Here is a 22,811-nt window from a genome sequence, read left to right as displayed (position 1 = left end):
AGCCGCCACCCGGCATAACCGCACTAGCTAAACATCACCTGCGCCCAGCGCGCCAGCCCGGCGGTGACGGAGCCAAAGTCATCCCCACCGGCAATCGGAATGCCCGGCAGCTGTTCCGCCAGCGCTTTCTTGATCAGCGGCGAACGGGCGCTCCCTCCGGTCAGGTAAATCACGTCCGGCTTCTCTTTGCCGTTCTCCAGCGCCAGCTGCACCTGCTCCAGAATACGCTGCAGCGGCTGCGCGAGCGCCGCCTCCAGCCCGTCCTGCGAAATCGCGGTGGCCAGATCGTCGCTGATAAACGGCAAGGAGACCGCATGCTCGGTACGATCGGAAAGGGCAATTTTGCTCTCTTCGGCAGTACGCACCACGCGGTAGCTCAGGCGCTGACGCCACACTTTATACAGCAGGGCGACTTTTTCGGCGTCCTGCGCGTCGCGCACCAGATCGTTCAGGAAGCGGCCGTTCGCGGTGCTGTAAAAATCACTTTGCGCAGGCACATCGTTGATGGCAATCGCGTTCCACCACGGCAGGATCGGCAGGGCGATGCCTTTTTCCGTCTGACCGCCCATGCCGAGCAGCGGCATCAGGCTCTTGAATGCCAGCGCGATATCGAGATCGTTACCGCCTATGCGGCAGCCGCTGTGCCCGAGCAGGCTATTTTCACGGTCGCGACGGTTATGCCACTGCGGCCCCATCAGCAGCAGCGAGCAGTCCGTTGTGCCCCCGCCGATATCCACGACTAACACGCGCTTCTCTTCCGTCAGCGTGGCTTCAAAATCCAGCCCCGCGGCAACCGGCTCATACTGGAACACCACGTCACGGAAGCCTGCCCGGTGCGCCGCGCGTTCAAGGATCCCCTGCGCCTGCTGGTTAGCCTCGTCGCCGCCCAGCCCCTGGAAGTTGATCGGGCGGCCAATGACCGCCTGGGTAATCGCACCGGAGACCTGCGTCTGCGCCTGATTGCGAATATGCAGCATCATCGCGCACACCAGGTCTTCGAACATCGCCACCTGCTGCGGCTTCAGTCCGCTGGCGCCGAGGAAGGATTTTGGCGACTTAACGAAGTAAACCTCTTCAGGATCTTCAATATAGTGCCCGAGCGAAGAGAGGCCGAACTGCACGCTGGAGGGCGTAACGTCGATGTCTTCCTCGCGGTTAAAGCTGACCGCCCGGCGCAGCAGCGCCTGGGTCTCCGCCGCCGTGGCCGGAACCTGATGGTGGCGGAACAGCCATTCGCTCACCGCTTCACGCGTCGGCGCGCAGAGCATTGACGGCAGCAGCGTGCTCTCTTTTTCCATTTTCAGAAGCTGTGGCTGCCCGTTTTGCATAATCGCAACCGAGCAGTTTGCCGTACCGTAGTCGAATCCAATAAACACGATTAATCCCCATGCCAGTGAGAAGGGGCGAGACTTTAACGAAATGTCCGCATGGCGACAACAGGAATATGAAAGCAAGGCAATACAAGGTCTTTCCGTTTATGCTGATATACCCGTCATACTTCAAGTTGCAGGTGTGTTGGCTGCGCTCGCTCACCCCAGTCACATAGTTATCTATGCTCCTGGGGATTCGCTCTCTTGCCGCCTTCCTGCAACTCGAATTATTTAGGGTATAAGAATGAAAAAGGAGCAACGATGTACACCCTGAACTGGCAACCCCCTTACGACTGGCAGTGGATGTTTGGCTTTCTCGGCGCGCGTGCGGTGACGGGCATCGAAACCGTCACCCACGACTACTACGAGCGCAGTTTTGCCTGCGAAGGGCATCAGGGGATATTTCGCGTAACGCCGGATATCGCCACCCATACGCTGACCGTGACGCTCAGTCCGGGATTAGTTCCGGTTGCGCAGACGTGCCTTGAACGCATCGAGCGCCTGTTCGATCTCGCCTGCAACCCGCAGCACATCGCGGATACGTTGGGGGATCTCGGTGCTGCCCGGCCGGGCTTGCGTTTGCCGGGGGCGATGGACGCGTACGAGCAGGGCGTCCGGGCGATCCTCGGGCAGCTGGTGAGCGTGGCGATGGCGGCGAAACTGACGTCGCGCGTGGTGGCGCTGTGCGGCGAACCGATCGCGGAGTGTCCGGGGTATCTCTGTTTCCCCACGCCGGACGCGCTGGCGGCAGCGGACCCGCTGGCGATGAAAGCGTTGGGCATGCCGGTAAAACGCGCGGAGTCGTTAATTCACCTGGCGCAGTCGGTCATCGACGGGACGTTTTCGCTTTTCCCACCCGAGAATATTGAGGCCGGGATGAAGGCGCTACAGCAGCGGCCGGGAATAGGGCGCTGGACGGCAAACTACCTGGCCCTGCGCGGCTGGCAGGCGAAAGATGTCTTTCTGCCTGATGATTATCTGATTAAGCAACGCTTTGCCGGGATGACGCCCGCGCAGATTCGGCGTTATGCCGAACGCTGGCAGCCGTGGCGCTCTTACGCGCTGCTGCACATCTGGTATACCGACGGCTGGATGCCGTCAGTTGATGGCGAAATAGCTGGTGTTGAGCAGTAGATCCAGCGGCTGCGGCTCGGCGATGGTGTCGCCATAGATGAAATCAATGCCGATGCCGGAGAGCGTATCCATCATGATGGGCTGATTGCACGGACCCGCGATGGTTTTCATCCCCAGACGCTGGGCGTGGCCCTGAACAATGGTCACCATCATCTCATCCATCAGGTTGCCATACACGTTGCTTACCACCTCTGCGTCCAGCATCAGATAGTCGGCCATATTGGCGGTCAGGTGGGTGAAGACGTTCATGTCGCGGCCCACCTGGCTGAAGATCACGCGGCAGCCCGCCTGGCGAAGCTTTTGCAGACTCCGCTGCAGGTTTTTATCCGGGCTGCACACCACGTCGGCAGAGATAACCAGATGCAGCAGACGACCCGGCATAGGGCTTTTATCCAGCAGGTCGAGAAGCTCATCGACCAGCGTTACGCTGGCTAAACCGGCCTCAGAAAGCGGCAGCGCCACTCCCATACCTTTACTGGCGACCTGTGCGGCAGAGGCGCGGAAAAACTCATTAAAAATACGTCTGTCGAGGGCGTGCAAAAGCTCAGGCTCGGCCAGACCCGAGCGGAAGGCATGCTCTTCCTGGACTTCGCCCTGGCTGGTCCACAGGCGTAACGACAGCAGCCAGAAATTACTGCTTTCCGGGATACGCGGGGAGGCGACGCTGCGGGCAATCATCATCAGGTGATTGTCTTTAATCATGTGCCACTGTTCATCAAGCGACATCATGCTGCGCGTGTTGTGATCCCGCTCCTGCTGGGGTTCGTAAACCGTCACCATGCCGCGCCCGCTGTTTTTCGAGGCATAACAGGCGATATCGGCCTGCGACATCACCTCCGACGCCTGATGGTTATTTTCATCAATCAGCGTGATGCCTGCGCTGGCGCCGATCCGGTGCAGGCGGCCTTCCCACATAAAGTGATAGTCATTGATCGTGTGGATCAGGCGCCCGGCGATATAGCGCGCGCTTTCAATATTGCAGTCCGGCAGCAGTAACCCGAACTCATCTCCGCCCAGACGCGCCAGCACGTCGCTGGAGCGGAGCATGGTCAACATCAGGGAAGAGAGTTCCCGCAGCAGGGCATCGCCCGCCGCATGGCCTGCCGTATCGTTGACGGCTTTGAAGCGATCGAGATCGATAAAGACCAGAGCGTGACGCTGGCGCGTTTCGCGAACGGTCTGCAGGAGGCGTTTAAGATGATTTTCGAAGCTGACCCGGTTTGCCAGATGGGTCAGGGCATCGTGGGAGGCGCTATAGCTCAGCTGACGCAGCATTTTGCGCGACTCGGTCACGTCCTGAATCACGATAACCGAGCCAATATTCTGCCCGTCCAGCGTGCTGAGCGGCGTAATGCTGTAGTGAATATCAAAATTCCCGCCGGTCCGGCAGTTCAGCACCACGTCCTGATCGATATCGGAACGGGACATATCGCCGCTGTGAATATTCTCCATCAGCGGCCCTTTTTCACCAAAGGTGATGTGCAACACCTTGAGGATCGGCTGGCCGATAGCCTCGGTCTGCAGCCAGCCGCTCATTTTCTCGGCTACCGGGTTCATGAAGGTGACGTTCATGTTGATATCGGTGCACAGCACCGCTTCACCGATAGAATCGAGGGTGATGTGCAGACGCTCTTTTTCCTGGAAGAGGGCCTCGTTGAGCTGCTTCACCTCTGTCATGTCCATGTTGATCCCGAGCAGCCGTTCGACTTCACCCTGCTTATTGAGCACCCGGTTCGCCAGGGAGCGAATGTGGCGCACGCCTTCCTTCACGCGGATGCGGAATTCCAGCTTAAACGGCAGACGGGAAATCAGCGAGTCCCGCAGTACCTGCTCAGCGTGGGCACGATCTTCCGGCAGCATCGTGTCATGCCAGAGCTGCCAGGTAGGCTTGATGTGCGGCGGGATTTCATACAGCTCAAACATCCGCTTGTCCCAGCTGATAATGTCTGGCTCCAGATCCCACTCCCAGATGCCGATGCCGCCCGCCTCGTTAGCCAGCGTAATGCGCTCCATCAGGCGTTTGTTGACCCACTCGGTCTGCTTTAGATCGTTAATGTCTTCAATCTGGGCGATAAAATAGAGCGGCGAGCCGTCGGCATGGCGCACGACGGAGACGGCAAGGAGCGCCCAGACCACTTCCCCGTCGCGAGTGTAATAGCGCTTCTCAAGGGTATAGGTATTGATATCGCCGTTGACCAGCTGTTCGAGCTGTTCCAGGTCGGTGTGCAGATCTTCCGGCCAGGTAAGCTGCTGGAAGGTCAGCGACTGGAGCTCCGTCTGGCTGTAACCGAGGAAATTGCACAGCGCCTTGTTAGCCTGCAGCCATTTGCCCTCAATGCTGACCAGCGCCATACCGATGGCGGAATACTCCATCGCATTGCGGAAACGCTCCTCGCTTTCGGTGATGTGTTTGCGCTCGGCGCGGAAGGCGTACATCACCATGGTCATCACGTTGGCAGGCAGGAGCAGCATCAGGAACGGCAGCCAGGGGGCGTTCAGCATCGCCCCGACGTGCTGGGTTGTGAGCGCCACAGGATTTCGGGCAATCATCAGCGACACAACCATCACGGTGACCAGAAACACCAGGAACGCTTCCATTCGCGGCAAGCGCACGGCGCTCCACATAAGCAAAACGATAACGCAGGTGAAAGGCCACGGCAGCCAGGTGATGGCTGCCCAGCTGAGGGCCAGCGTTACGGCCAGCGTGGTCAGGGTTTCCAGCAGCAGTCTCGGGTCACGGTGGCGCAGCAGATAATGCGGTTTAAACAACAGCCCCAACGGAACCACCGCCAGCGCGCCGATGGCTTCGGACAACACCCAGACGAAGAAATTACGCAGGGGTTCAGGGCCGGGAGCCAGCAGGGACACCAGCAAGCCGCCCACCAGCGGCGGGATCACTGCGCTGCCGATGGCCACGCGGATCCAGTCATTCAGATTCTGCAGCGGGTTGTACCACGGGAGCAATTTGCGCAGCAATAGCGCACCGGTAAAGGCTTCAACCACGTTAATCGAGGTGTAGGTGAGGCTTATCGATCCCCACGAAAAGAGCATCCAGGTGGCCAGAATATTGCCGAACGAACAGGCCAGGGCGATTCCCGGCCACATTTTTCCTGCATGGCGATAAAACGCCACCATCATAATGGCGGTAGGGAACCAGAGCGGGGCCAGCAGGGTGCCGAACCGGGTAAGCTCCAGGGAAAATAAGGTAAAGATAAAGGTGACCAGGCCCAGACAGACAAGTCGTATTAAAGGATGTGGGGTGGTAACCAAAACCCGCTGGTATTGTTTATTCATTACCGCTTTATCCAGAGACGCCATGCCGTCAGGGAAGATGTCCGAACGCGTGAATTTGATAATTTGGTTTATGCTAGTACAAACAATTTACAATTCATATGGTGACCGCTCAGAATTTGACACCACAGACTTATTAAATAGAGGCTCCGTGAAAAAAAACGGTTAAACGCTGAAAAAACGCTCATTTAAATTTCACTCAGGGAATAAGACGTCACTTTTCGGCCAGTCTCGCAGAACCTGTGCTTTCGACTGGTATCACGCCCGTGAAATCCCTATAATTGCCGCGTTTGACGCTCCGGCGTCGTCCTTCCTTAACATCCAGGTTAATCAGGTCGCTAAATTTATGACTGATAAGTCTCATCAATGCGTCATTATAGGCATCGCCGGCGCATCGGCTTCAGGTAAAAGTCTAATTGCCAGTACGCTTTATCGCGAACTGCGTGAACAAGTAGGTGATGAGCATATCGGCGTCATTCCCGAAGACAGCTATTACAAAGATCAATCCCATCTGTCGATGGAAGAACGCGTCAAAACCAACTATGACCACCCAAATGCAATGGATCACAGCTTGCTGTTCCAGCATTTAGAAGCGCTTAAGAGCGGCCAGGCCATTGAACTGCCCGTTTACAGTTACGTAGAACACACCCGCACTCGGGAAACCATCCGCATCGAGCCGAAAAAGGTCATTATCCTTGAAGGCATCCTGTTGCTGACCGACGCCCGCCTGCGTGAATCCATGAACTTCTCGATTTTCGTCGATACCCCGCTGGATATCTGCCTGATGCGCCGCATCAAGCGTGACGTGAATGAACGCGGCCGTTCGATGGACTCCGTCATGGCGCAATATCAGAAAACGGTCCGCCCGATGTTCCTGCAGTTTATTGAGCCATCCAAACAATACGCCGATATCATCGTGCCGCGCGGGGGTAAAAACCGCATTGCTATTGATATCTTAAAAGCGAAAATCAGCCAGTTTTTTGAATAACCCGCGTGAATTGTGTACCGTTCGGAGATAACCTGGTTTTACCCTGAGCGCTTACCGCCTCAGGGTACGATGCATGAAAGGAGAAAGTGGCATGCGTCTTTGCGATCGCGATATTGAAGCCTGGCTGGATGAAGGCCGTTTGTCTATTACCCCGCGCCCACCCGTTGAGCGTATCAATGGCGTGACCGTTGATGTCCGCCTGGGGAATAAATTCCGCACCTTTAGTGGCCACACTGCGCCGTTCATTGACCTCAGCGGGCCGAAGGACGAAGTCAGCGCCGCGCTCGATCGCGTGATGAGTGACGAAATCGTAATTGATGAAGGCGAAGCTTTTTATCTGCATCCGGGTGAACTGGCCCTGGCGGTGACGTTTGAATCCGTCACCCTGCCTCCGGACCTTGTCGGCTGGCTTGATGGCCGTTCTTCGCTGGCGCGACTGGGGCTGATGGTTCACGTGACCGCGCACCGTATCGATCCAGGCTGGTCGGGGCGTATCGTGCTGGAATTCTTCAATGCCGGTAAATTGCCGCTGGCGCTGCGCCCGGGCATGATGATCGGCGCGTTAAGCTTTGAACCGCTGTCAGGTCCGGCAGATCGTCCTTATAACCGTCGGCAGGACGCAAAATATCGCGACCAGCAGGGCGCGGTTGCCAGCCGTATTGATAAAGACTGATCGTTAGTCCATTGAGGATGCCATGAGAAGAGTTCTGACGACGCTGATGATTTTGCTGGTGGTGCTGGTGGCTGGCCTTTCGGCGTTGGTTCTGCTGGTTAACCCCAACGATTTCCGCGCTTACATGGTGCGGCAGGTCGAGGCGCGCAGTGGTTATCAACTGAAGCTTGACGGGCCGCTGCGCTGGCACGTCTGGCCGCAGCTCAGCATTCTCTCTGGCCGCATGTCGCTCACGGCACCGGGGGCGTCCCAGCCGCTGGTGTCCGCAGACAACATGCGCCTCGATGTGGCGCTGATCCCGCTCATTTCCCATCAGCTGCAGGTTAAGCAGGTGATGCTGAAAGGCGCGGTGATTCAGCTCACCCCGCAAACCGAAGCCGTGCGTGATGCCAGTGCGCCGGTTGCGCCGCGCGAAAATACTCTGCCCGATGAACCGTCCGATACCGGCTGGTCCTTTGATATCGGCAAGCTGAAAGTTGCCGACAGCGTGTTGGTTTTCCAGCATGAGCACCAGGAGCAGGTGACCATTCGCAACATCAACCTGCAGATGGAACAGGATGCTCACCATCTTGCGTCGCTGGAATTTAGCGGGCGCGTGAACCGCGATCAGCGCGATTTGACCCTGTCGCTGAATGCTAATGTGAACGCCTCGGACTACCCGCATCAGCTCACGGCCGACATCCAGCAGCTGAACTGGCAGCTGACGGGTGCCGATCTCCCCACCCAGGGAATAACCGGGCAGGGAACGCTGCAGGCCGTGTGGCGCGAAGAGCAAAAGCAGCTCGAGCTGGATAATCTCAACCTGCAGGCAAATGACAGTAGCCTGAAGGGGCAGGCGAGCGTCACGCTCGAAGAGAAGCCGAAGTGGGTGCTGAATCTGCAGTTTGACAAGCTCAATCTGGAAAATCTGCTGCCGCCTCTGCCGGCCAGCGCCACGGACAACGATGCCACCCAGACGGGGCAAAGCCAGGCACCGGCATCACGTCCGGTTATCTCGTCTAATCTCGATCAGCCTGACTATAACGCGCTGCGCGGATTCACGGCGGATATTCTGCTGAAAGCCAATAGCCTGCGCTGGCGCGGCATTGATTTTACCGACGTGAGCAGCCAGATGTTTAACCATAACGGTTTGCTGGTGATCTCCGAACTGAGCGGGAAGATGGGCGCAGGAAACCTCTCGCTGCCCGGCACGCTGGACGTCCGTAAAGACGCTGCCAGCGCCGAATTCCAGCCGCGTCTCGACAACGTTGAGATAGGCACCATCCTGAACGCGTTCAACTATCCGATATCCCTGACGGGGCAGTTGACGCTCGCGGGTGACTTCTCAGGCACGAAAATTGATGCCGATGCTTTCCGCCGCGAGTGGCAGGGGCAGGCGCATCTTGATCTGAAGAATTCCCGTATGGAAGGGCTTAACTTCCAGCAGCTGGTGCAGCAGGCGGTTGAGCGCAGCAGCGATGTGAAGGCCCAGGATAACTACGACAGCGCCACGCGCCTCGACAGCTTCACCGCGGACCTGACGCTGGACAACGGACAACTTACTCTCAACGGAATGCAGGGCGCCTCTTCACTGTTATCCATGACCGGTGAAGGTAAGCTGGATCTGGTGAAAGAGACGGCGGACACGCGCTTTAACGTGCGGGTACTTTCCGGCTGGCAGGGTGAAAGCAAGCTCATCGACTTCCTGAAAGAGACGCCGGTCCCGCTGACCGTATACGGCAAATGGCAGGCCCTGAATTACAGCCTGCAGGTGGATCAGATCCTGCGCAAGCATCTGCAGGATGAAGCGAAACGTCGGCTTAGCGGCTGGGCGGATCGTAATAAAGATTCACAGGACGGTAAGGACGTGAAGAAGCTGCTGGATAAGCTTTGATGTCGTTGCGCCGGGTGGCGTTGCGGCCTGATGCCCTCATCCCGGCCCTCTCCCACGGGAGAGGGCGCAAACACTAAAAACGGCAACCGGGTTGCCGTTTTGTTTTACCTAAACCTCAAAATCCAGCTCTTCCTCATCCCGCAGCGGAATGAGCTGAACCTTCTGCACGCGATGGTTTTCAATCTGCAGCGTTTTGAGCAGATAGTCGCCCACCTGAACCTCTTCTCCCGGCTGCGGGATACGCTGCAAATACTCCATCAGCAGGCCGGCAATGGTGTGATATTCCCGTTTTTCATCCAGCGGCAGCGGCACGTATTGCACCAGGTCTTCCAGCGGCATGTGGCCGTTAGCCGTCCACGACCCGTCTGCGTTTTTCTGAATGTCATGGCGGGCGTCAATCTCATCCACCTCGTTAGGCAGATTACCGGCAATGGTTTCCATGACGTCGCTGAGCGTGACCAGCCCTTCCACCGAACCAAACTCATCCACCACAAAGGCAAAGTGCGTGCGCGCGTTACGGAATTGCTCAAGGGCGGAAAGCAGCGGTAGCCCCTCAGGGAAGACCAGCGGCTGGCGCACCAGAACGCGCAGGTTGAGCGCCTCGCCGTGAAGCTGCTGCTGGAGCAGGTCAATAACGTGCACCACGCCCAGCAGCTCCTCTTCCTCTTCACCGCCGGTCACCACCACGCGGGTGTGCTGGTTTTTATCCAGCAGGGCGCGAATGTGCTCTTCCGGTGCCGTCAGGTCGATATGCTCAATGTCGTGCCGCGAGGTCATGATGCTGCTGACCGTCCGCTGATTCAGATTAAGCACCCGCTCGATCATACGTCGTTCCTGCGGGTCGAAGATCAGCCCGTCGCTGCGATCGGCCAGCATGGCGGAGGATTCGGCATCCAGCTCCGCATCCTCTTTCTTACCGCTTAGCAGGCGCATAACCGTGTCGGCCGTGCGCTGACGCAGGGTCTGATTCGCGGACAGGAAGCGGCGGCGGTTAAATATCGCCAGCTGGTTGAGCGCTTCAATCATGACGGAGAAGCCGATGGCGGCGTACAGGTAGCCTTTCGGAATATGGAAGCCAAAACCATCGGCCACCAGGCTAAAGCCAATCATCAGCAGGAAGCTCAGGCAGAGGATCACGATAGTCGGGTGACTGTTCACAAAGCGGGTCAGCGCCTTGCTGGCCATCACCATCAGCGTGATGGCAATGATCACCGCGGCCATCATCACCGCAAGGTGGTCGACCATCCCGACGGCGGTGATCACCGAGTCGAGGGAGAAGACCGCATCCAGCACCACAATTTGCGCCACCACCGGCCAGAATTTCGCTCCGCGGCGCTGGGTTGGATTCTCGCTGTCTTTGCCCTCCAGCCGCTCGTTGAGCTCCACCGTGGCTTTGAACAGCAGGAACAACCCGCCGAAGAGCATGATCAGATCGCGGGCGCTAAAACTCAGGCCGTGAACGGAGAACAGAGGCTGAGTGAGCGTCACCAGCCAGGAGATAGAGCCCAGCAGCAGTAACCGCATCACCATCGCCAGCAGCAGACCCGTCACGCGCGCGCGGTCGCGCTGGGAAGGGGGCAGTTTTTCAGCGAGGATGGCGATAAAGACCAGATTATCAATCCCGAGCACCAGCTCGATGACGACCAGCGTAACCAGCCCGGCCCAGATTGAGGGATCGGCAATCCATTCCATAGTAATAGCAATACCTTCTGTTATATGACGAATGTCACACTTCGATCATGGATAAAGCTGGGGGAAATTGCAATGCCGGGCTGAGATTTCTCTTAATACGACGGGTAAAAAAGAGAGCATTCTCAATAGGGTGTAAATAAGCGAAATACGTATATTTAATTACAAGGAATGCATTTTAGGATATATCGCAGGTGATGATTTTTACTCTCATTTTGTCAATATAAAGAAATTCCTAAAAGGTCAAAAATTTGCTCTTAATATTAATCTTAAAAACCGATATTAGGACAGTTGTCTCCTTGCCTGCTATTAGGTTAGCTGCAACAATTCTCCCAGCATCAAATGTTAAATCTCGGTGTTGCTATTAATGTTCGGTCTTCAGGGATGGTTATTCATTATCCGTCGGGTTTCTCAAGCGACTGATATATTTCCAGAAGACCTTGCTCAAGAGGGTGTCTATCCATAACACATTGTTTAGTCAGTGGATTGGTAACTGAAAGCCAAGGGCGGTAGCGTGCCTGAAAGCGTGTGAATCAGCCTCGATTATTCTGTCAATAGCCAATGGATGAATAAGCTTTTTTTAGGACTGATGCCAGTTATATTTCTATTTGATTAACTGCATGCTGAAACCCAATACGACTCGAGCTTATTTAAATTGCACAGGATAATTACTCTGCCAAAGTGATAAATAATCAATGATGAAATCCAAAATGAAATTGATGCCATTATTGGTGTCTGTGACCTTGATGAGTGGTTGCACGGTCTTTCCCGGCAGCAATATGTCAACAATGGGTAAGGATGTGATCAAGCAACAGGATGCCGATTTTGATCTCGACAAAATGGTGAATGTTTATCCGCTTACGCCTCGTCTGGTCGAACAATTACGTCCACGTCCGAATGTTGCCCAGCCGAATATGTCGCTGGACCAGGAAATTGCGTCCTACCAGTACCGCGTGGGGCCGGGTGACGTGATCAACGTGACCGTCTGGGACCACCCTGAACTGACCACGCCAGCGGGCCAGTACCGTAGCTCAAGCGACACCGGTAACTGGGTGCAGTCAGATGGCACCATGTTCTATCCCTACATTGGTAAAGTCCATGTTGCAGGGAAAACGCTTGCCGAGATCCGTAGTGATATTACCGGCCGCTTAGCGCAGTACATCGCCGATCCGCAGGTGGACGTTAATATCGCCGCATTCCGCTCGCAAAAAGCCTATATCTCCGGCCAGGTGAACAAATCCGGCCAGCAGGCCATCACCAACGTTCCTCTGACCGTACTGGATGCCATCAACGCCGCAGGCGGGTTAACCGACGGCGCCGACTGGCGCAACGTGGTGCTCACCCACAACGGGAAGGAGCAGCGTATTTCGCTGCAGGCGCTGATGCAAAACGGCGATCTGACCCAGAACCGCCTGCTCTATCCGGGCGACATTCTCTACGTGCCGCGCAATGACGATCTGAAAGTCTTCGTGATGGGTGAAGTGAAGAAACAGAGCACCCTCAAAATGGACTTCAGCGGTATGACGCTGACCGAAGCGCTGGGCAATGCTGAGGGTATCGATCTGACGACCTCTAACGCGACCGGTATCTTCGTTATCCGTCCGCTGAAAGGTGAGGGCAGTGCGAAAGGCAAGATTGCCAACATCTACCAGCTGGATATGTCCGATGCGACCTCTCTGGTGATGGCAACGGAGTTCCGTCTCCAGCCATACGATGTGGTGTATGTCACCACCGCGCCGGTTGCCCGCTGGAACCGTCTGATCAACCAGTTGCTGCCAACCATCAGTGGCGTTCGCTACATGACGGATACGGCGCGCGACATTCATACCTGGTAATCCGCGATGTTTAACAAAATTCTGGTGGTATGCGTGGGGAACATTTGCCGTTCCCCTACGGCTGAACGGTTGTTGAAACACTACCAGCCCGAACTGACCGTTGATTCGGCAGGGCTGGGTGCACTGGTCGGTAAAGGTGCCGATGAGCGCGCAACGAGCGTGGCGCGGGATCATCACCTCTCTCTCGACGGCCACGTGGCCCGCCAGGTCACTGGCCGCATGTGCCGGGAGTATGACCTGATCCTGACGATGGAAAAACGCCATATTCATGCGCTGTGCGATATCGCTCCGGAGATGCGCGGCAAGGTGATGCTGTTTGGTCACTGGGACAATGAACGTGAAATCCCCGATCCGTATCGCAAACGCCATGAGGCCTTTGAGGCGGTTTACACCTTACTTGACCAGTCTGCCCAACAGTGGGCGCAGGCACTGAAAGTTCAGCAGGGATAACAATGACAGAAAAAACAAGACCTTCTGCCGCCCCGACTTCGGGCAGTGATGAAATTGATATTGGGCGCCTGGTCGGCACTGTTGTAGAGGCAAAGTGGTGGGTGCTGGGCATTACCGCCGTGTTCGCCGCGGCGGCCGTCGTCTATACGCTGTTCGCCACCCCTATCTACAGCGCCGATGCGCTGGTGCAGATCGAGCAGAATACCGGCAACTCGCTGGTGCAGGACATTGGTTCCGCGCTGGCGAACAAGCCGCCGGCATCCGACGCCGAAATTCAGCTCATCCAGTCACGCCTGGTGCTGGGTAAAACGGTTCACGACCTCGGGCTCGATATCTCCGTCACCAAAAATACCTTCCCAATCTTTGGTGCCGGCTGGGATCGGCTGATGGGGCGCAACAACGACACGGTGAAAGTCACTGACTTCGTGCTGCCGAAAGGGGCGGCCGATCAGACGTTTACCCTGACGGTGCTTGGCCCGAAACAGTATCAGCTAACCAGTGACGCAGGCTTTAGCGCCCGCGGTGAAGTGGGGCAGATGCTGACCAAAGACGGCGTCAGCATGATGGTTAGCGCCATCAACGCTCAGGAGGGCGGCGAATTCACCGTCACCAAATTCTCCACCCTGGGGATGATCAACAATCTGCAAAACAACCTGACCGTCACCGAAAACGGTAAGGACACCGGCGTGCTGAGCATGACCTTTACCGGTGAAGATAAGGATCAAATCCGCGACATCCTGAACAGCATTACCCGCAACTATCTTGAGCAGAACGTTGAGCGTAAGTCGGCGGAAGCGGCGAAAAGCCTGGCCTTCCTCGCGAAACAGCTCCCGGAAGTGCGCGCCCATCTGGATGATGCCGAGAACAAGCTGAACGCTTATCGTCAGGATAAAGACTCCGTTGACCTGCCGCTGGAGGCGAAATCGGTCCTCGATTCGATGGTCAACATTGATGCGCAGCTCAACGAGCTGACCTTCAAAGAGGCGGAGATTTCCAAGCTTTATACCAAACGTCACCCGGCCTACCGCACGCTGCTGGAGAAACGCCGTACCCTGGAAGAGGAGAAGGCGAAGCTCAATGACCGCGTGACCGCGATGCCGAAAACGCAGCAGGAGATCGTGCGTCTGACCCGCGACGTGGAGTCTGGACAGCAGGTTTACATGCAGCTGCTGAACAAGCAGCAGGAGCTGAAAATCACCGAAGCCAGTACCGTCGGTGACGTACGCATCGTCGACCCGGCCATTACCCAGCCTGGCGCGCTGAAGCCGAAGAAAGCGCTGATTATTCTCGGCAGCATTATTCTCGGCCTGATGCTCTCCATCGTGGGCGTGCTGCTGCGTTCCCTGTTCAACCGCGGTATCGAAAGCCCGCAGGTGCTGGAAGAGAGCGGTATCAACGTCTATGCCAGCATTCCGCTGTCCGAGTGGCAAAAATCCCGCGACAGCGTCAAAACCATCAAGGGCGTCAAGCGTTACAAACAGAGCCAGCTTCTGGCGGTGGGTAACCCGACCGACCTCGCCATCGAAGCGATCCGTAGCCTGCGTACCAGTCTGCACTTCGCCATGATGCAGGCCAAAAACAACGTCCTGATGTTAACCGGCGTAAGCCCGTCAATCGGTAAAACCTTCGTCTGCGCCAACCTGGCGGCGGTGGTCAGCCAGACCAACAAGCGCGTGCTGCTGATCGACTGCGATATGCGTAAGGGCTACACCCACGAGCTGCTGGGCACCAACAACGTGAACGGCCTGTCGGAAATCCTGCTCGGCAAAGGTGAAATCAGCCAGAGCGCGAAACCTACAACGGTGCCGAAATTTGACCTGATCCCACGCGGTCAGGTGCCGCCTAACCCGTCCGAGCTGCTGATGAGCGAGCGCTTTACCGAGCTGGTGGAGTGGGCGAGCAAAAATTACGACCTGGTGCTGATCGATACGCCGCCAATTCTGGCCGTGACCGACGCAGCGGTTGTTGGCCGCCACGCTGGCACCACGCTGATGGTGGCGCGTTACGCGGTCAACACCCTGAAAGAGGTGGAAACCAGCCTGAGCCGCTTCGAGCAGAACGGGATTGAGGTGAAAGGGGTGATCCTGAACTCCATCTTCCGCCGCGCGACCGGGTACCAGGATTACGGCTATTACGAGTACGAATATAAGTCTGACAGTAAATAACAAAACACACCCCACACCCCTCACCCTAACCCTAACCCTCTCCCCAAAGGGGAGAGGGGACTGTTCGGTGCTGGATGTGGGGGACGAACGTAATGATAACCACTGGCTGCCTTTCACCCTCTCCCCTTTGGGGAGAGGGCCGGGGTGAGGGGAAAAGATGACCACACAACGCCCTTTAGTTTCAATCTATATGCCGACATGGAATCGCCAGCAGCTGGCGATCCGCGCAATCAAATCCGTCCTGCGACAGGATTACGATAACTGGGAGCTTATCATCGTTGATGACTGCTCTTCCTCGTATGAACAGCTGCAAAAGTTTGTGACTGACCTCAACGACCCGCGGGTGGTCTATACGCATAACGCCATTAACTCCGGCGCATGCGCGGTGCGTAATCAGGCGATTATGCAGGCCAAAGGGCAGTATCTGACCGGGATCGACGACGATGACGAATGGACGCCGAACCGCCTGTCTATCTTCCTGTCGCATAAAGAACAGCTGGTCACGCACGCTTTCCTGTATGCCAACGACTATGTCTGCCAGGGCGAGGTTTATTCGCAGCCCGCGAGTCTGCCGCTGTACCCGAAATCGCCGTATTCTCGCCGCCTGTTCTACAAGCGCAACATTATTGGTAACCAGGTCTTCACCTGGGCGTGGCGTTTCAAAGAGTGCCTGTTCGATACCGAACTCAAGGCCGCGCAGGATTACGATATCTTCCTGCGCATGGTGGTGGAATACGGCGAGCCGTGGAAAGTGGAAGAGGCCACGCAGATCCTGCATATCAACCACGGGGAGATGCAAATCACCTCCTCGCCGAAGAAGTTCTCCGGCTACTTCCATTTTTACCGCAAGCACAAGGACAAGTTTGACCGTGCCAGCCGTAAATATCAGCTCTTTACCCTCTATCAGATCCGCAATAAGCGCATGAACTGGCGCACGCTGCTGACGCTGCTGTCCGTGCGTAACGGCAAACGCCTGGCTGATGGACTTCGGGGGAAATAATGTTTCTGGAAGATTGCCGCGCTAACAGCTGGAGCCTGCGTCCGTGCTGCATGGTTCTGGCGTACCGCATCGCGCACTTTTGCTCGGTGTGGCGTAAGAAAAACGTGCTGAACAATATCTGGGCGGCGCCCGTGCTGGTGCTGTACCGCATCATTACCGAATGCTTTTTTGGCTATGAAATTCAGGCCGCTGCCACCATTGGCCGCCGCTTTACCATCCACCACGGCTATGCGGTGGTGATCAACAAGTTTGTGGTCGCCGGGGATGATTTCACCATTCGTCATGCGGTCACCATTGGCAACCGCGGGCCTGACAGCCTGGCCTGCCCGGTCATCGGCAATAACGTCGAGCTGGGCGCGAACGTGGTGATCGTCGGTGACATTACGATTGGTAATAACGTCACGATAGGTGCTGGCAGCGTAGTGCTGGACAGCATTCCGGATAACGCGCTGGTGGTGGGAGAAAAAGCCCGCGTGAAGGTGATTAAATGAACATTCTGCAATTTAACGTACGCCTCGCAGAAGGCGGAGCGGCAGGCGTGGCCCTGGATCTGCACCAGCGCGCGCTGCAAAAAGGACTTCAGTCTCGGTTTATTTACGGCTACGGCAAAGGCGGCAAGAAAAGCGTCAGCCACGATAACTTCCCTCAGGTGCACAAGCACACGCCGCGTCTGACCTCGATGGCCAACATTGCGCTGTTCCGTCTGTTTAACCGCGACCTGTTTGGCAACCTGAACAATCTTTACCGCACGGTTACCCGCACCGCGGGCCCGGTTGTGCTGCATTTTCACGTTCTGCACAGCTACTGGCTGAATCTGGAAGAGGTGGTGGCGTTTTGTCAGAAGGTGCAGGCCCACAAGCCCGACACCCGCTTTGTGTGGACGCTGCACGATCACTGGAGCGTGACCGGACGCTGCGCGTTTACCGACGGCTGCGAAGGCTGGAAAGATAACTGCCAGAAGTGCCCGACGTTAAGCAACTACCCGCCGGTGAAGGTGGATCGAGCGCATCAGCTGGTGGCCGGAAAGCGTCAGCTGTTCCGCGACATGCTCTCGCTCGGCTGTACGTTTATCTCTCCGAGCCAGCACGTGGCGGATGCCTTCAACAGCCTGTACGGGGCAGGGCGCTGTCAGATTATCAACAACGGCATCGACGTGGCGACGGAAGCCATTCTTGCCGAGCTAACCCCGGTGGCCGAAACCGCGGGCAAACCGAAAATCGCTATCGTTGCGCATGATCTGCGTTACGACGGTAAAACCAACCAGCAGCTGGTACGCGACATGATGGCGCTGGGTGACAAGATAGAGCTTCACACCTTCGGCAAGTTTTCACCGTTCGAAGGGGCCAACGTGGTGAACCACGGGTTTGAGACTGACAAGCGCAAGCTGATGAGCGCGCTGAATGAAATGGACGCCCTGGTGTTCAGCTCCCGCGTGGATAACTACCCGCTGATCCTCTGCGAGGCGCTCTCTATCGGCGTGCCGGTGATTGCCACCCACAGCGATGCGGCGCGCGAAGTGCTGGAAAAGTCCGGCGGGAAAACCTTCACGGAGCAGGAGGTTCTGCCGCTGGTACAGCTGCCGAAGGCGCAGATTGCTGAGATCGTTTTTGGCACTGACCTGGAATCGTTCCGCAACCGCAGCCGCAAGGCCTACAGTGGACAACAGATGCTGGAGGAATATGTCTCGTTCTATCAGAATCTGTAGTTATCTGCTGCTGCCGCTGATCTACCTGCTGGTCAACGTCAAAATTGCCCAGCTCGGCGAAAGCTTCCCGATAACCATCGTGACCTTCCTGCCCGTTCTGCTTCTGCTGTATGTCGATAAAATCAACCTCAAGAAGCTGATGATTGCCTTAGGGCTGGGCACGGGCCTGACGCTGTTTAACTACATCTTTGGCCAGTCGCTGGATGCGAGTAAATACGTCACCTCGACCATGCTGTTTGTTTATATTGTCATTATTATCGGAATGGTCTGGAGTATTCGGTTTAAAACTATTTCTCCGCACAATTATCGGAAAATCCTTAGGTTCTTTTATATTGCCGTTGCGTTAATTGTTATGCTTGCCGCGCTGGAGATGGCGCAAATTATTCTCACCGGCGGCAGCAGCCTGATGGAGATAATTTCGAAATATCTCATTTACAGTAACAGCTATGTATTGAACTTCATCAAGTTTGGCGGGAAGCGTACTACAGCCCTCTATTTTGAACCGGCGTTTTTCGCTCTGGCGTTAATCTCAATTTGGCTCAGCATCAAACAGTTTGGTATCAAAACGCCTAAGACCGATGCTATGATTCTTGCAGGAATTGTTCTGTCTGGATCGTTCTCAGGGGTAATGACATTTATCCTGTTTTACCTGCTGGAGTGGGCGTTCCAGTACCTGAACAAAGATGCGATTAAGAAAAAGCTGCCGCTGGCGATTATCTCCCTGACGGTATTTATGGTAGGCGTGATATTTGCCTTCCCGTACATCTCAGAACGTTTGGGTGATTTGGGAACGGAAGGGTCTTCGTCCTATTATCGCATCATTGGGCCACTGGTGATGGTGGGTTATTCCTTAACCCATATTGATGGGGTAGTAAGATTCGGCTCACTTTACGAATATGTTGCATCATTCGGAATCTTTAACGGTGCGGATGTCGGTAAAACCATAGACAATGGTCTGTATCTGTTAATTATTTATTTTTCGTGGTTCGCCGTACTGTTGACCCTGTGGTATCTGTTTAAAGTTTTCAAAATGATGATTAACGCGTTTGGTGATAACCAGAACTTTCGCGTTCAGCTTTATCTGTTTACTCCGGTGTCGCTCTTTTTTACCGGGTCAATATTTAGCCCGGAATATGCTTTCTTGATTGTCTGTCCGTTTATTCTGCGCAAGGCGCTTAATATTACGAACGTATGACGAAATGAGGTGATTTATGTTTCTTAGCGTCATTACTGTCGCTTTTCGTAATTACGAAGGGGTGGTAAAAACCTGGCGCTCGCTGCGCAACCTGGCGCGCGATCCAAGCCTCACCTTTGAGTGGATTGTGGTCGACGGCGGCTCGAACGATGGCACGGCGGAGTTTCTGGAAAAACTCAACGGTGAGTTCAACTTACGCTACATCAGCGAGAAAGATAAAGGCATCTACGATGCGATGAATAAAGGCATCAACATGGCGCAAGGCCGTTATGCCATCTTCCTGAACTCGGGCGATATTTTCCATGATGACGTGGCGCTGTTTGCCCGTCAGCTGGCTCGCCAGAAAGAGGACGCCATGTATATTGGCGACGCGCTGCTCGATTTTGGCGACGGACATAAAGTGTGCCGCAGCGCGAAGCCAGGCTGGTATATCTATCACAGCCTGCCGGCCAGCCATCAGGCCATTTTCTTCCCGGTAAAAGGTCTGAAAAAACAGCCTTACGATTTGCAGTATAAAGTGTCTTCCGATTATGCGCTGGCAGCCAGCCTGTATAAATCAGGTTACCCGTTCCGTCGAATTAAAGGGCTGGTGTCTGAATTCTCCATGGGCGGCGTGTCAACGTCTAATAATCTGGAATTGTGCCAGGATGCCAAAAACGTGCAGCGTAAAATATTACGCGTGCCGGGGTTCTGGGCGGAATTGTCTTATTTATTACGCCTGCGTACCACAGGCAAAACGAAAACCTTATATAACAAAGCCTGAATATAAGGAAACGCAATGCAGGATTTAAAAGGTTTCTCCGTGCCGAAAGGTTTTCGGGGCGGGAACGGTATTAAGGTACAGCTGTGGTGGGCCGTTCAGGCAACATTGTTTGCCTGGTCGCCGCAAATAATGTACCGCTGGCGAGCTTTTCTATTGCGCCTGTTTGGCGCAAAAATCGGAAAAAACGTAGTCATCCGACCTTCTGTAAAAATTACCTATCCGTGGAAATTAACGCTTGGGGATTACGCATGGGTTGGGGATGACGCGGTGTTATATACCCTGGGCGAAATTACGATTGGCGCAAATTCGGTGGTTTCACAGAAATGTTATTTGTGCACCGGCAGCCACGATTTTATGAGTCAGCATTTTGATATTACCGCTTCGCCTGTTGTGATTGGCGAAAAATGCTGGCTGGCAACGGATGTTTTTGTTGCACCGGGTGTTTCTGTTGGCGATGGCACGGTAGTCGGTGCCCGCAGCAGCGTTTTTAAATCGCTACCGGCAAATAAAGTTTGCCGTGGCAACCCCGCAGTGGTGATACGCGAACGCGTTGAAACTGATTAAATTCATAAGTAGAGGAATATAAACATGTCTAAAGTCGCTCTCATCACCGGCGTTACCGGGCAGGATGGTTCTTACCTGGCAGAGTTCCTGCTGGAAAAAGGGTATGAAGTACACGGTATTAAACGTCGTGCATCTTCTTTCAACACCGAACGTGTGGATCATATTTATCAGGATCCTCACGCGGCGAACCCGAAATTCCATCTGCACTACGGCGACCTGACCGATACCTCCAACCTGACCCGTATCCTGCAGGAAGTACAGCCGGATGAAGTCTACAACCTGGGCGCGATGAGCCACGTAGCGGTCTCCTTCGAATCCCCGGAATACACCGCTGACGTTGATGCCATGGGTACGCTGCGTCTGCTGGAAGCAATCCGCTTCCTCGGCCTTGAGAAGAAAACTCGCTTCTACCAGGCATCCACCTCCGAGCTGTACGGCCTGGTGCAGGAAATCCCACAGAAAGAGACCACGCCGTTCTACCCGCGCTCTCCGTATGCGGTAGCAAAACTGTACGCCTACTGGATCACCGTGAACTACCGTGAATCCTACGGCATGTACGCCTGTAACGGCATCCTGTTCAACCACGAATCTCCGCGTCGCGGCGAAACCTTCGTGACCCGCAAAATCACCCGCGCTATCGCCAACATCGCGCAGGGTCTGGAGTCTTGCCTGCACCTCGGCAACATGGATTCCCTGCGTGACTGGGGCCATGCCAAAGACTACGTGAAAATGCAGTGGATGATGCTGCAGCAGGAACAGCCAGAAGACTTCGTGATTGCAACCGGCGTGCAGTACTCCGTACGTCAGTTCGTTGAAATGGCCGCGGCACAGCTGGGCATCAAGCTGCGCTTCGAAGGTACCGGCGTGGAAGAGAAGGGTATCGTGGTTTCCGTGACCGGCCACGACGCACCGGGCGTGAAGCCAGGCGACGTGATTGTCCAGGTTGACCCGCGCTACTTCCGTCCTGCTGAAGTGGAAACCCTGCTGGGCGACCCAACCAAAGCGCACGAGAAGCTGGGCTGGAAACCAGAAATCACTCTGCAGGAAATGGTTTCCGAGATGGTAGCCAAAGATCTTGAAGCAGCGAAAAAACACTCCCTGCTCAAGTCTCATGGCTACGAGGTTGCCATCGCGCTGGAGTCCTGAGAATGACAAAACAACGTATTTTTGTCGCCGGTCATCGCGGAATGGTGGGTTCCGCGATTGTTCGCCAGCTCGAACAGCGCGGTGACGTGGAAGTGGTTGTCCGCACGCGCGACGAGCTGAACCTGCTCGACAGCCGCGCGGTACAGGACTTCTTTGCTAACGAACGCATTGACCAGGTGTATCTGGCAGCGGCGAAGGTGGGCGGCATTGTCGCTAACAACACCTACCCGGCGGATTTCATCTACGAAAACATGATGATCGAGAGCAACATCATTCACGCGGCGCATCTGCACAACGTGAATAAGCTGCTGTTCCTCGGATCGTCCTGTATTTACCCGAAAATGGCGAAACAGCCGATCGCCGAGAGCGAACTGCTGCAGGGCACGCTTGAAGCGACCAACGAGCCGTACGCGATTGCCAAGATTGCCGGGATCAAGCTGTGCGAGTCCTACAACCGTCAGTACAACCGCGACTATCGTTCGGTGATGCCGACCAACCTGTACGGACCGCACGACAACTTCCACCCGAGCAACTCGCACGTGATCCCGGCGCTGCTGCGCCGCTTCCACGAGGCGACCGCCGAGAACGCGCCGGACGTGGTGGTGTGGGGCAGTGGTACGCCGATGCGTGAATTCCTGCACGTGGACGACATGGCTGCCGCCAGCATTCACGTGATGGAGCTGGATCGCGAGGTGTGGCAGGAGAACACCGAGCCGATGCTGTCGCACATCAACGTCGGTACCGGCGTGGACTGCACCATTCGCGAGCTGGCGCAAACCATCGCGCAGGTAGTGGGCTACAAAGGCCGCGTGGTGTTTGACGCGACGAAACCGGACGGCACGCCGCGCAAGCTGCTGGACGTGACCCGTCTGCATCAGCTGGGCTGGTATCACGAGGTGTCACTGGAGCAGGGGCTGGCCAGTACCTACCAGTGGTTCCTGGAAAACCAGCACCGCTTCCGGGGGTAACG

The 22,811-nt window shown here is 55.7% G+C and carries 18 protein-coding genes; 15 read left to right on the top strand and 3 right to left on the bottom strand.

The genetic code is table 11. The annotated features are described in order from the left end of the window. Positions 1-23 precede the first annotated feature (23 nt). Positions 24-1,376: a molecular chaperone gene (gene yegD, locus EnteroDNA1_RS06655; protein WP_069303065.1), complete on the bottom strand. Its 1,353-nt coding sequence runs from the start codon at positions 1,374-1,376 to the stop codon at positions 24-26. Positions 1,377-1,631: 255 nt separating this feature from the next. On the opposite strand from yegD, the gene alkA reads away from it, so the two are divergent. Continuing rightward, entirely contained in the window at positions 1,632-2,504 is an 873-nt protein-coding gene (gene alkA / locus EnteroDNA1_RS06650) for a DNA-3-methyladenine glycosylase 2 (protein ID WP_069303064.1), read from the top strand. On the opposite strand, the gene EnteroDNA1_RS06645 is transcribed toward alkA, so the two are convergent. Further along, positions 2,469-5,798 carry a diguanylate cyclase gene (locus tag EnteroDNA1_RS06645; protein WP_039263258.1) on the bottom strand — a complete coding sequence of 1,110 codons (3,330 nt, stop codon included), beginning with the start codon at positions 5,796-5,798 and terminating at the stop codon, positions 2,469-2,471. The genes alkA and EnteroDNA1_RS06645 overlap by 36 nt on opposite strands. Positions 5,799-6,141: 343 nt before the next feature. Between EnteroDNA1_RS06645 and udk the strand changes: the two genes are divergently transcribed. The 3 genes from udk (at position 6,142) to asmA (ending at position 9,329) form a co-directional block, all read left to right on the top strand. Next, on the top strand, positions 6,142-6,783 hold the full coding sequence (udk, locus tag EnteroDNA1_RS06640) for a uridine kinase (protein ID WP_033145985.1): 642 nt from the start codon (positions 6,142-6,144) through the stop codon (positions 6,781-6,783). Positions 6,784-6,874: 91 nt separating this feature from the next. After that, positions 6,875-7,456 carry a dCTP deaminase gene (gene dcd / locus EnteroDNA1_RS06635; protein ID WP_023312408.1) on the top strand — a complete coding sequence of 194 codons (582 nt, stop codon included), beginning with the start codon at positions 6,875-6,877 and terminating at the stop codon, positions 7,454-7,456. 22 nt (positions 7,457-7,478) lie between these two features. Next, positions 7,479-9,329, top strand: coding sequence for an outer membrane assembly protein AsmA (gene asmA / locus EnteroDNA1_RS06630; RefSeq protein WP_069303063.1), 1,851 nt, complete (start codon positions 7,479-7,481; stop codon positions 9,327-9,329). A gap of 108 nt (positions 9,330-9,437) precedes the next feature. Here the strand turns inward: asmA and EnteroDNA1_RS06625 are convergent, their stop codons facing one another. Further along, positions 9,438-11,021 carry a TerC family protein gene (locus EnteroDNA1_RS06625; protein WP_069303062.1) on the bottom strand — a complete coding sequence of 528 codons (1,584 nt, stop codon included), beginning with the start codon at positions 11,019-11,021 and terminating at the stop codon, positions 9,438-9,440. 692 nt (positions 11,022-11,713) lie between these two features. Between EnteroDNA1_RS06625 and EnteroDNA1_RS06620 the strand changes: the two genes are divergently transcribed. The 11 genes from EnteroDNA1_RS06620 to fcl all read left to right on the top strand — a co-directional run bounded on the left by EnteroDNA1_RS06620 (position 11,714) and on the right by fcl (position 22,809). After that, positions 11,714-12,853 carry a polysaccharide export protein gene (locus EnteroDNA1_RS06620; protein ID WP_014170829.1) on the top strand — a complete coding sequence of 380 codons (1,140 nt, stop codon included), beginning with the start codon at positions 11,714-11,716 and terminating at the stop codon, positions 12,851-12,853. A 6-nt stretch (positions 12,854-12,859) separates the two neighbouring features. After that, a complete protein-coding gene (gene wzb / locus EnteroDNA1_RS06615) occupies positions 12,860-13,303 on the top strand; it encodes a low molecular weight protein-tyrosine-phosphatase Wzb (protein ID WP_069303061.1) in 444 nt (147 codons plus the stop codon). Between the two features lie 2 nt (positions 13,304-13,305). After that, positions 13,306-15,468, top strand: a complete 2,163-nt coding sequence (gene wzc, locus EnteroDNA1_RS06610; protein ID WP_069303060.1) for a tyrosine-protein kinase Wzc — start codon at positions 13,306-13,308, stop codon at positions 15,466-15,468. 157 nt (positions 15,469-15,625) lie between these two features. Then, positions 15,626-16,468 carry a colanic acid biosynthesis glycosyltransferase WcaA gene (gene wcaA, locus EnteroDNA1_RS06605; RefSeq protein WP_023312403.1) on the top strand — a complete coding sequence of 281 codons (843 nt, stop codon included), beginning with the start codon at positions 15,626-15,628 and terminating at the stop codon, positions 16,466-16,468. Next, complete coding sequence (gene wcaB, locus EnteroDNA1_RS06600) at positions 16,468-16,959, top strand: colanic acid biosynthesis acetyltransferase WcaB (protein ID WP_032642828.1); 492 nt, start codon at positions 16,468-16,470, stop codon at positions 16,957-16,959. The genes wcaA and wcaB overlap by 1 nt, the downstream gene beginning before the upstream one ends. Continuing rightward, on the top strand, positions 16,956-18,173 hold the full coding sequence (gene wcaC, locus EnteroDNA1_RS06595; protein WP_039263106.1) for a colanic acid biosynthesis glycosyltransferase WcaC: 1,218 nt from the start codon (positions 16,956-16,958) through the stop codon (positions 18,171-18,173). The genes wcaB and wcaC overlap by 4 nt, the downstream gene beginning before the upstream one ends. Then, a complete protein-coding gene (wcaD, locus tag EnteroDNA1_RS06590; protein WP_029742034.1) occupies positions 18,148-19,368 on the top strand; it encodes a colanic acid polymerase WcaD in 1,221 nt (406 codons plus the stop codon). Before wcaC ends, wcaD begins: the two co-directional genes overlap by 26 nt. Before the next feature lie 16 nt (positions 19,369-19,384). Then, positions 19,385-20,131, top strand: coding sequence for a colanic acid biosynthesis glycosyltransferase WcaE (gene wcaE / locus EnteroDNA1_RS06585; protein ID WP_039263104.1), 747 nt, complete (start codon positions 19,385-19,387; stop codon positions 20,129-20,131). Between the two features lie 15 nt (positions 20,132-20,146). Then, positions 20,147-20,695, top strand: coding sequence for a colanic acid biosynthesis acetyltransferase WcaF (wcaF, locus tag EnteroDNA1_RS06580; RefSeq protein WP_069303059.1), 549 nt, complete (start codon positions 20,147-20,149; stop codon positions 20,693-20,695). Between the two features lie 24 nt (positions 20,696-20,719). Continuing rightward, positions 20,720-21,841, top strand: a complete 1,122-nt coding sequence (gene gmd / locus EnteroDNA1_RS06575) for a GDP-mannose 4,6-dehydratase (protein WP_014884502.1) — start codon at positions 20,720-20,722, stop codon at positions 21,839-21,841. Positions 21,842-21,843: 2 nt separating this feature from the next. Further along, positions 21,844-22,809 (top strand): GDP-L-fucose synthase, encoded by a 966-nt coding sequence (fcl, locus tag EnteroDNA1_RS06570; protein ID WP_013097874.1) that lies wholly within the window; start codon positions 21,844-21,846, stop codon positions 22,807-22,809. Positions 22,810-22,811: the final 2 nt, after the last annotated feature.

The organism is Enterobacter sp. HK169, from assembly GCF_001719105.1.
Classification (GTDB): Bacteria; Pseudomonadota; Gammaproteobacteria; order Enterobacterales; family Enterobacteriaceae; genus Enterobacter; species Enterobacter asburiae_B.
Note: the sequence above shows the minus strand (reverse complement) of the source record. Positions and strands in the feature narration are given on the sequence as shown.

Bases quoted from the DNA above. Each gene is read 5' to 3' on its own strand.
- alkA (WP_069303064.1), top strand. From the start codon at position 1,632: ATGTACACCCTGAACTGGCAACCCCCTTACGACTGGCAGTGGATGTTT.
- EnteroDNA1_RS06645 (WP_039263258.1), bottom strand. From the start codon at position 5,798: ATGAATAAACAATACCAGCGGGTTTTGGTTACCACCCCACATCCTTTA.
- udk (WP_033145985.1), top strand. From the start codon at position 6,142: ATGACTGATAAGTCTCATCAATGCGTCATTATAGGCATCGCCGGCGCA.
- dcd (WP_023312408.1), top strand. From the start codon at position 6,875: ATGCGTCTTTGCGATCGCGATATTGAAGCCTGGCTGGATGAAGGCCGT.
- asmA (WP_069303063.1), top strand. From the start codon at position 7,479: ATGAGAAGAGTTCTGACGACGCTGATGATTTTGCTGGTGGTGCTGGTG.
- EnteroDNA1_RS06625 (WP_069303062.1), bottom strand. From the start codon at position 11,021: ATGGAATGGATTGCCGATCCCTCAATCTGGGCCGGGCTGGTTACGCTG.
- EnteroDNA1_RS06620 (WP_014170829.1), top strand. From the start codon at position 11,714: ATGATGAAATCCAAAATGAAATTGATGCCATTATTGGTGTCTGTGACC.
- wzb (WP_069303061.1), top strand. From the start codon at position 12,860: ATGTTTAACAAAATTCTGGTGGTATGCGTGGGGAACATTTGCCGTTCC.
- wzc (WP_069303060.1), top strand. From the start codon at position 13,306: ATGACAGAAAAAACAAGACCTTCTGCCGCCCCGACTTCGGGCAGTGAT.
- wcaA (WP_023312403.1), top strand. From the start codon at position 15,626: ATGACCACACAACGCCCTTTAGTTTCAATCTATATGCCGACATGGAAT.
- wcaB (WP_032642828.1), top strand. From the start codon at position 16,468: ATGTTTCTGGAAGATTGCCGCGCTAACAGCTGGAGCCTGCGTCCGTGC.
- wcaC (WP_039263106.1), top strand. From the start codon at position 16,956: ATGAACATTCTGCAATTTAACGTACGCCTCGCAGAAGGCGGAGCGGCA.
- wcaD (WP_029742034.1), top strand. From the start codon at position 18,148: ATGTCTCGTTCTATCAGAATCTGTAGTTATCTGCTGCTGCCGCTGATC.
- wcaE (WP_039263104.1), top strand. From the start codon at position 19,385: ATGTTTCTTAGCGTCATTACTGTCGCTTTTCGTAATTACGAAGGGGTG.
- wcaF (WP_069303059.1), top strand. From the start codon at position 20,147: ATGCAGGATTTAAAAGGTTTCTCCGTGCCGAAAGGTTTTCGGGGCGGG.
- gmd (WP_014884502.1), top strand. From the start codon at position 20,720: ATGTCTAAAGTCGCTCTCATCACCGGCGTTACCGGGCAGGATGGTTCT.
- fcl (WP_013097874.1), top strand. From the start codon at position 21,844: ATGACAAAACAACGTATTTTTGTCGCCGGTCATCGCGGAATGGTGGGT.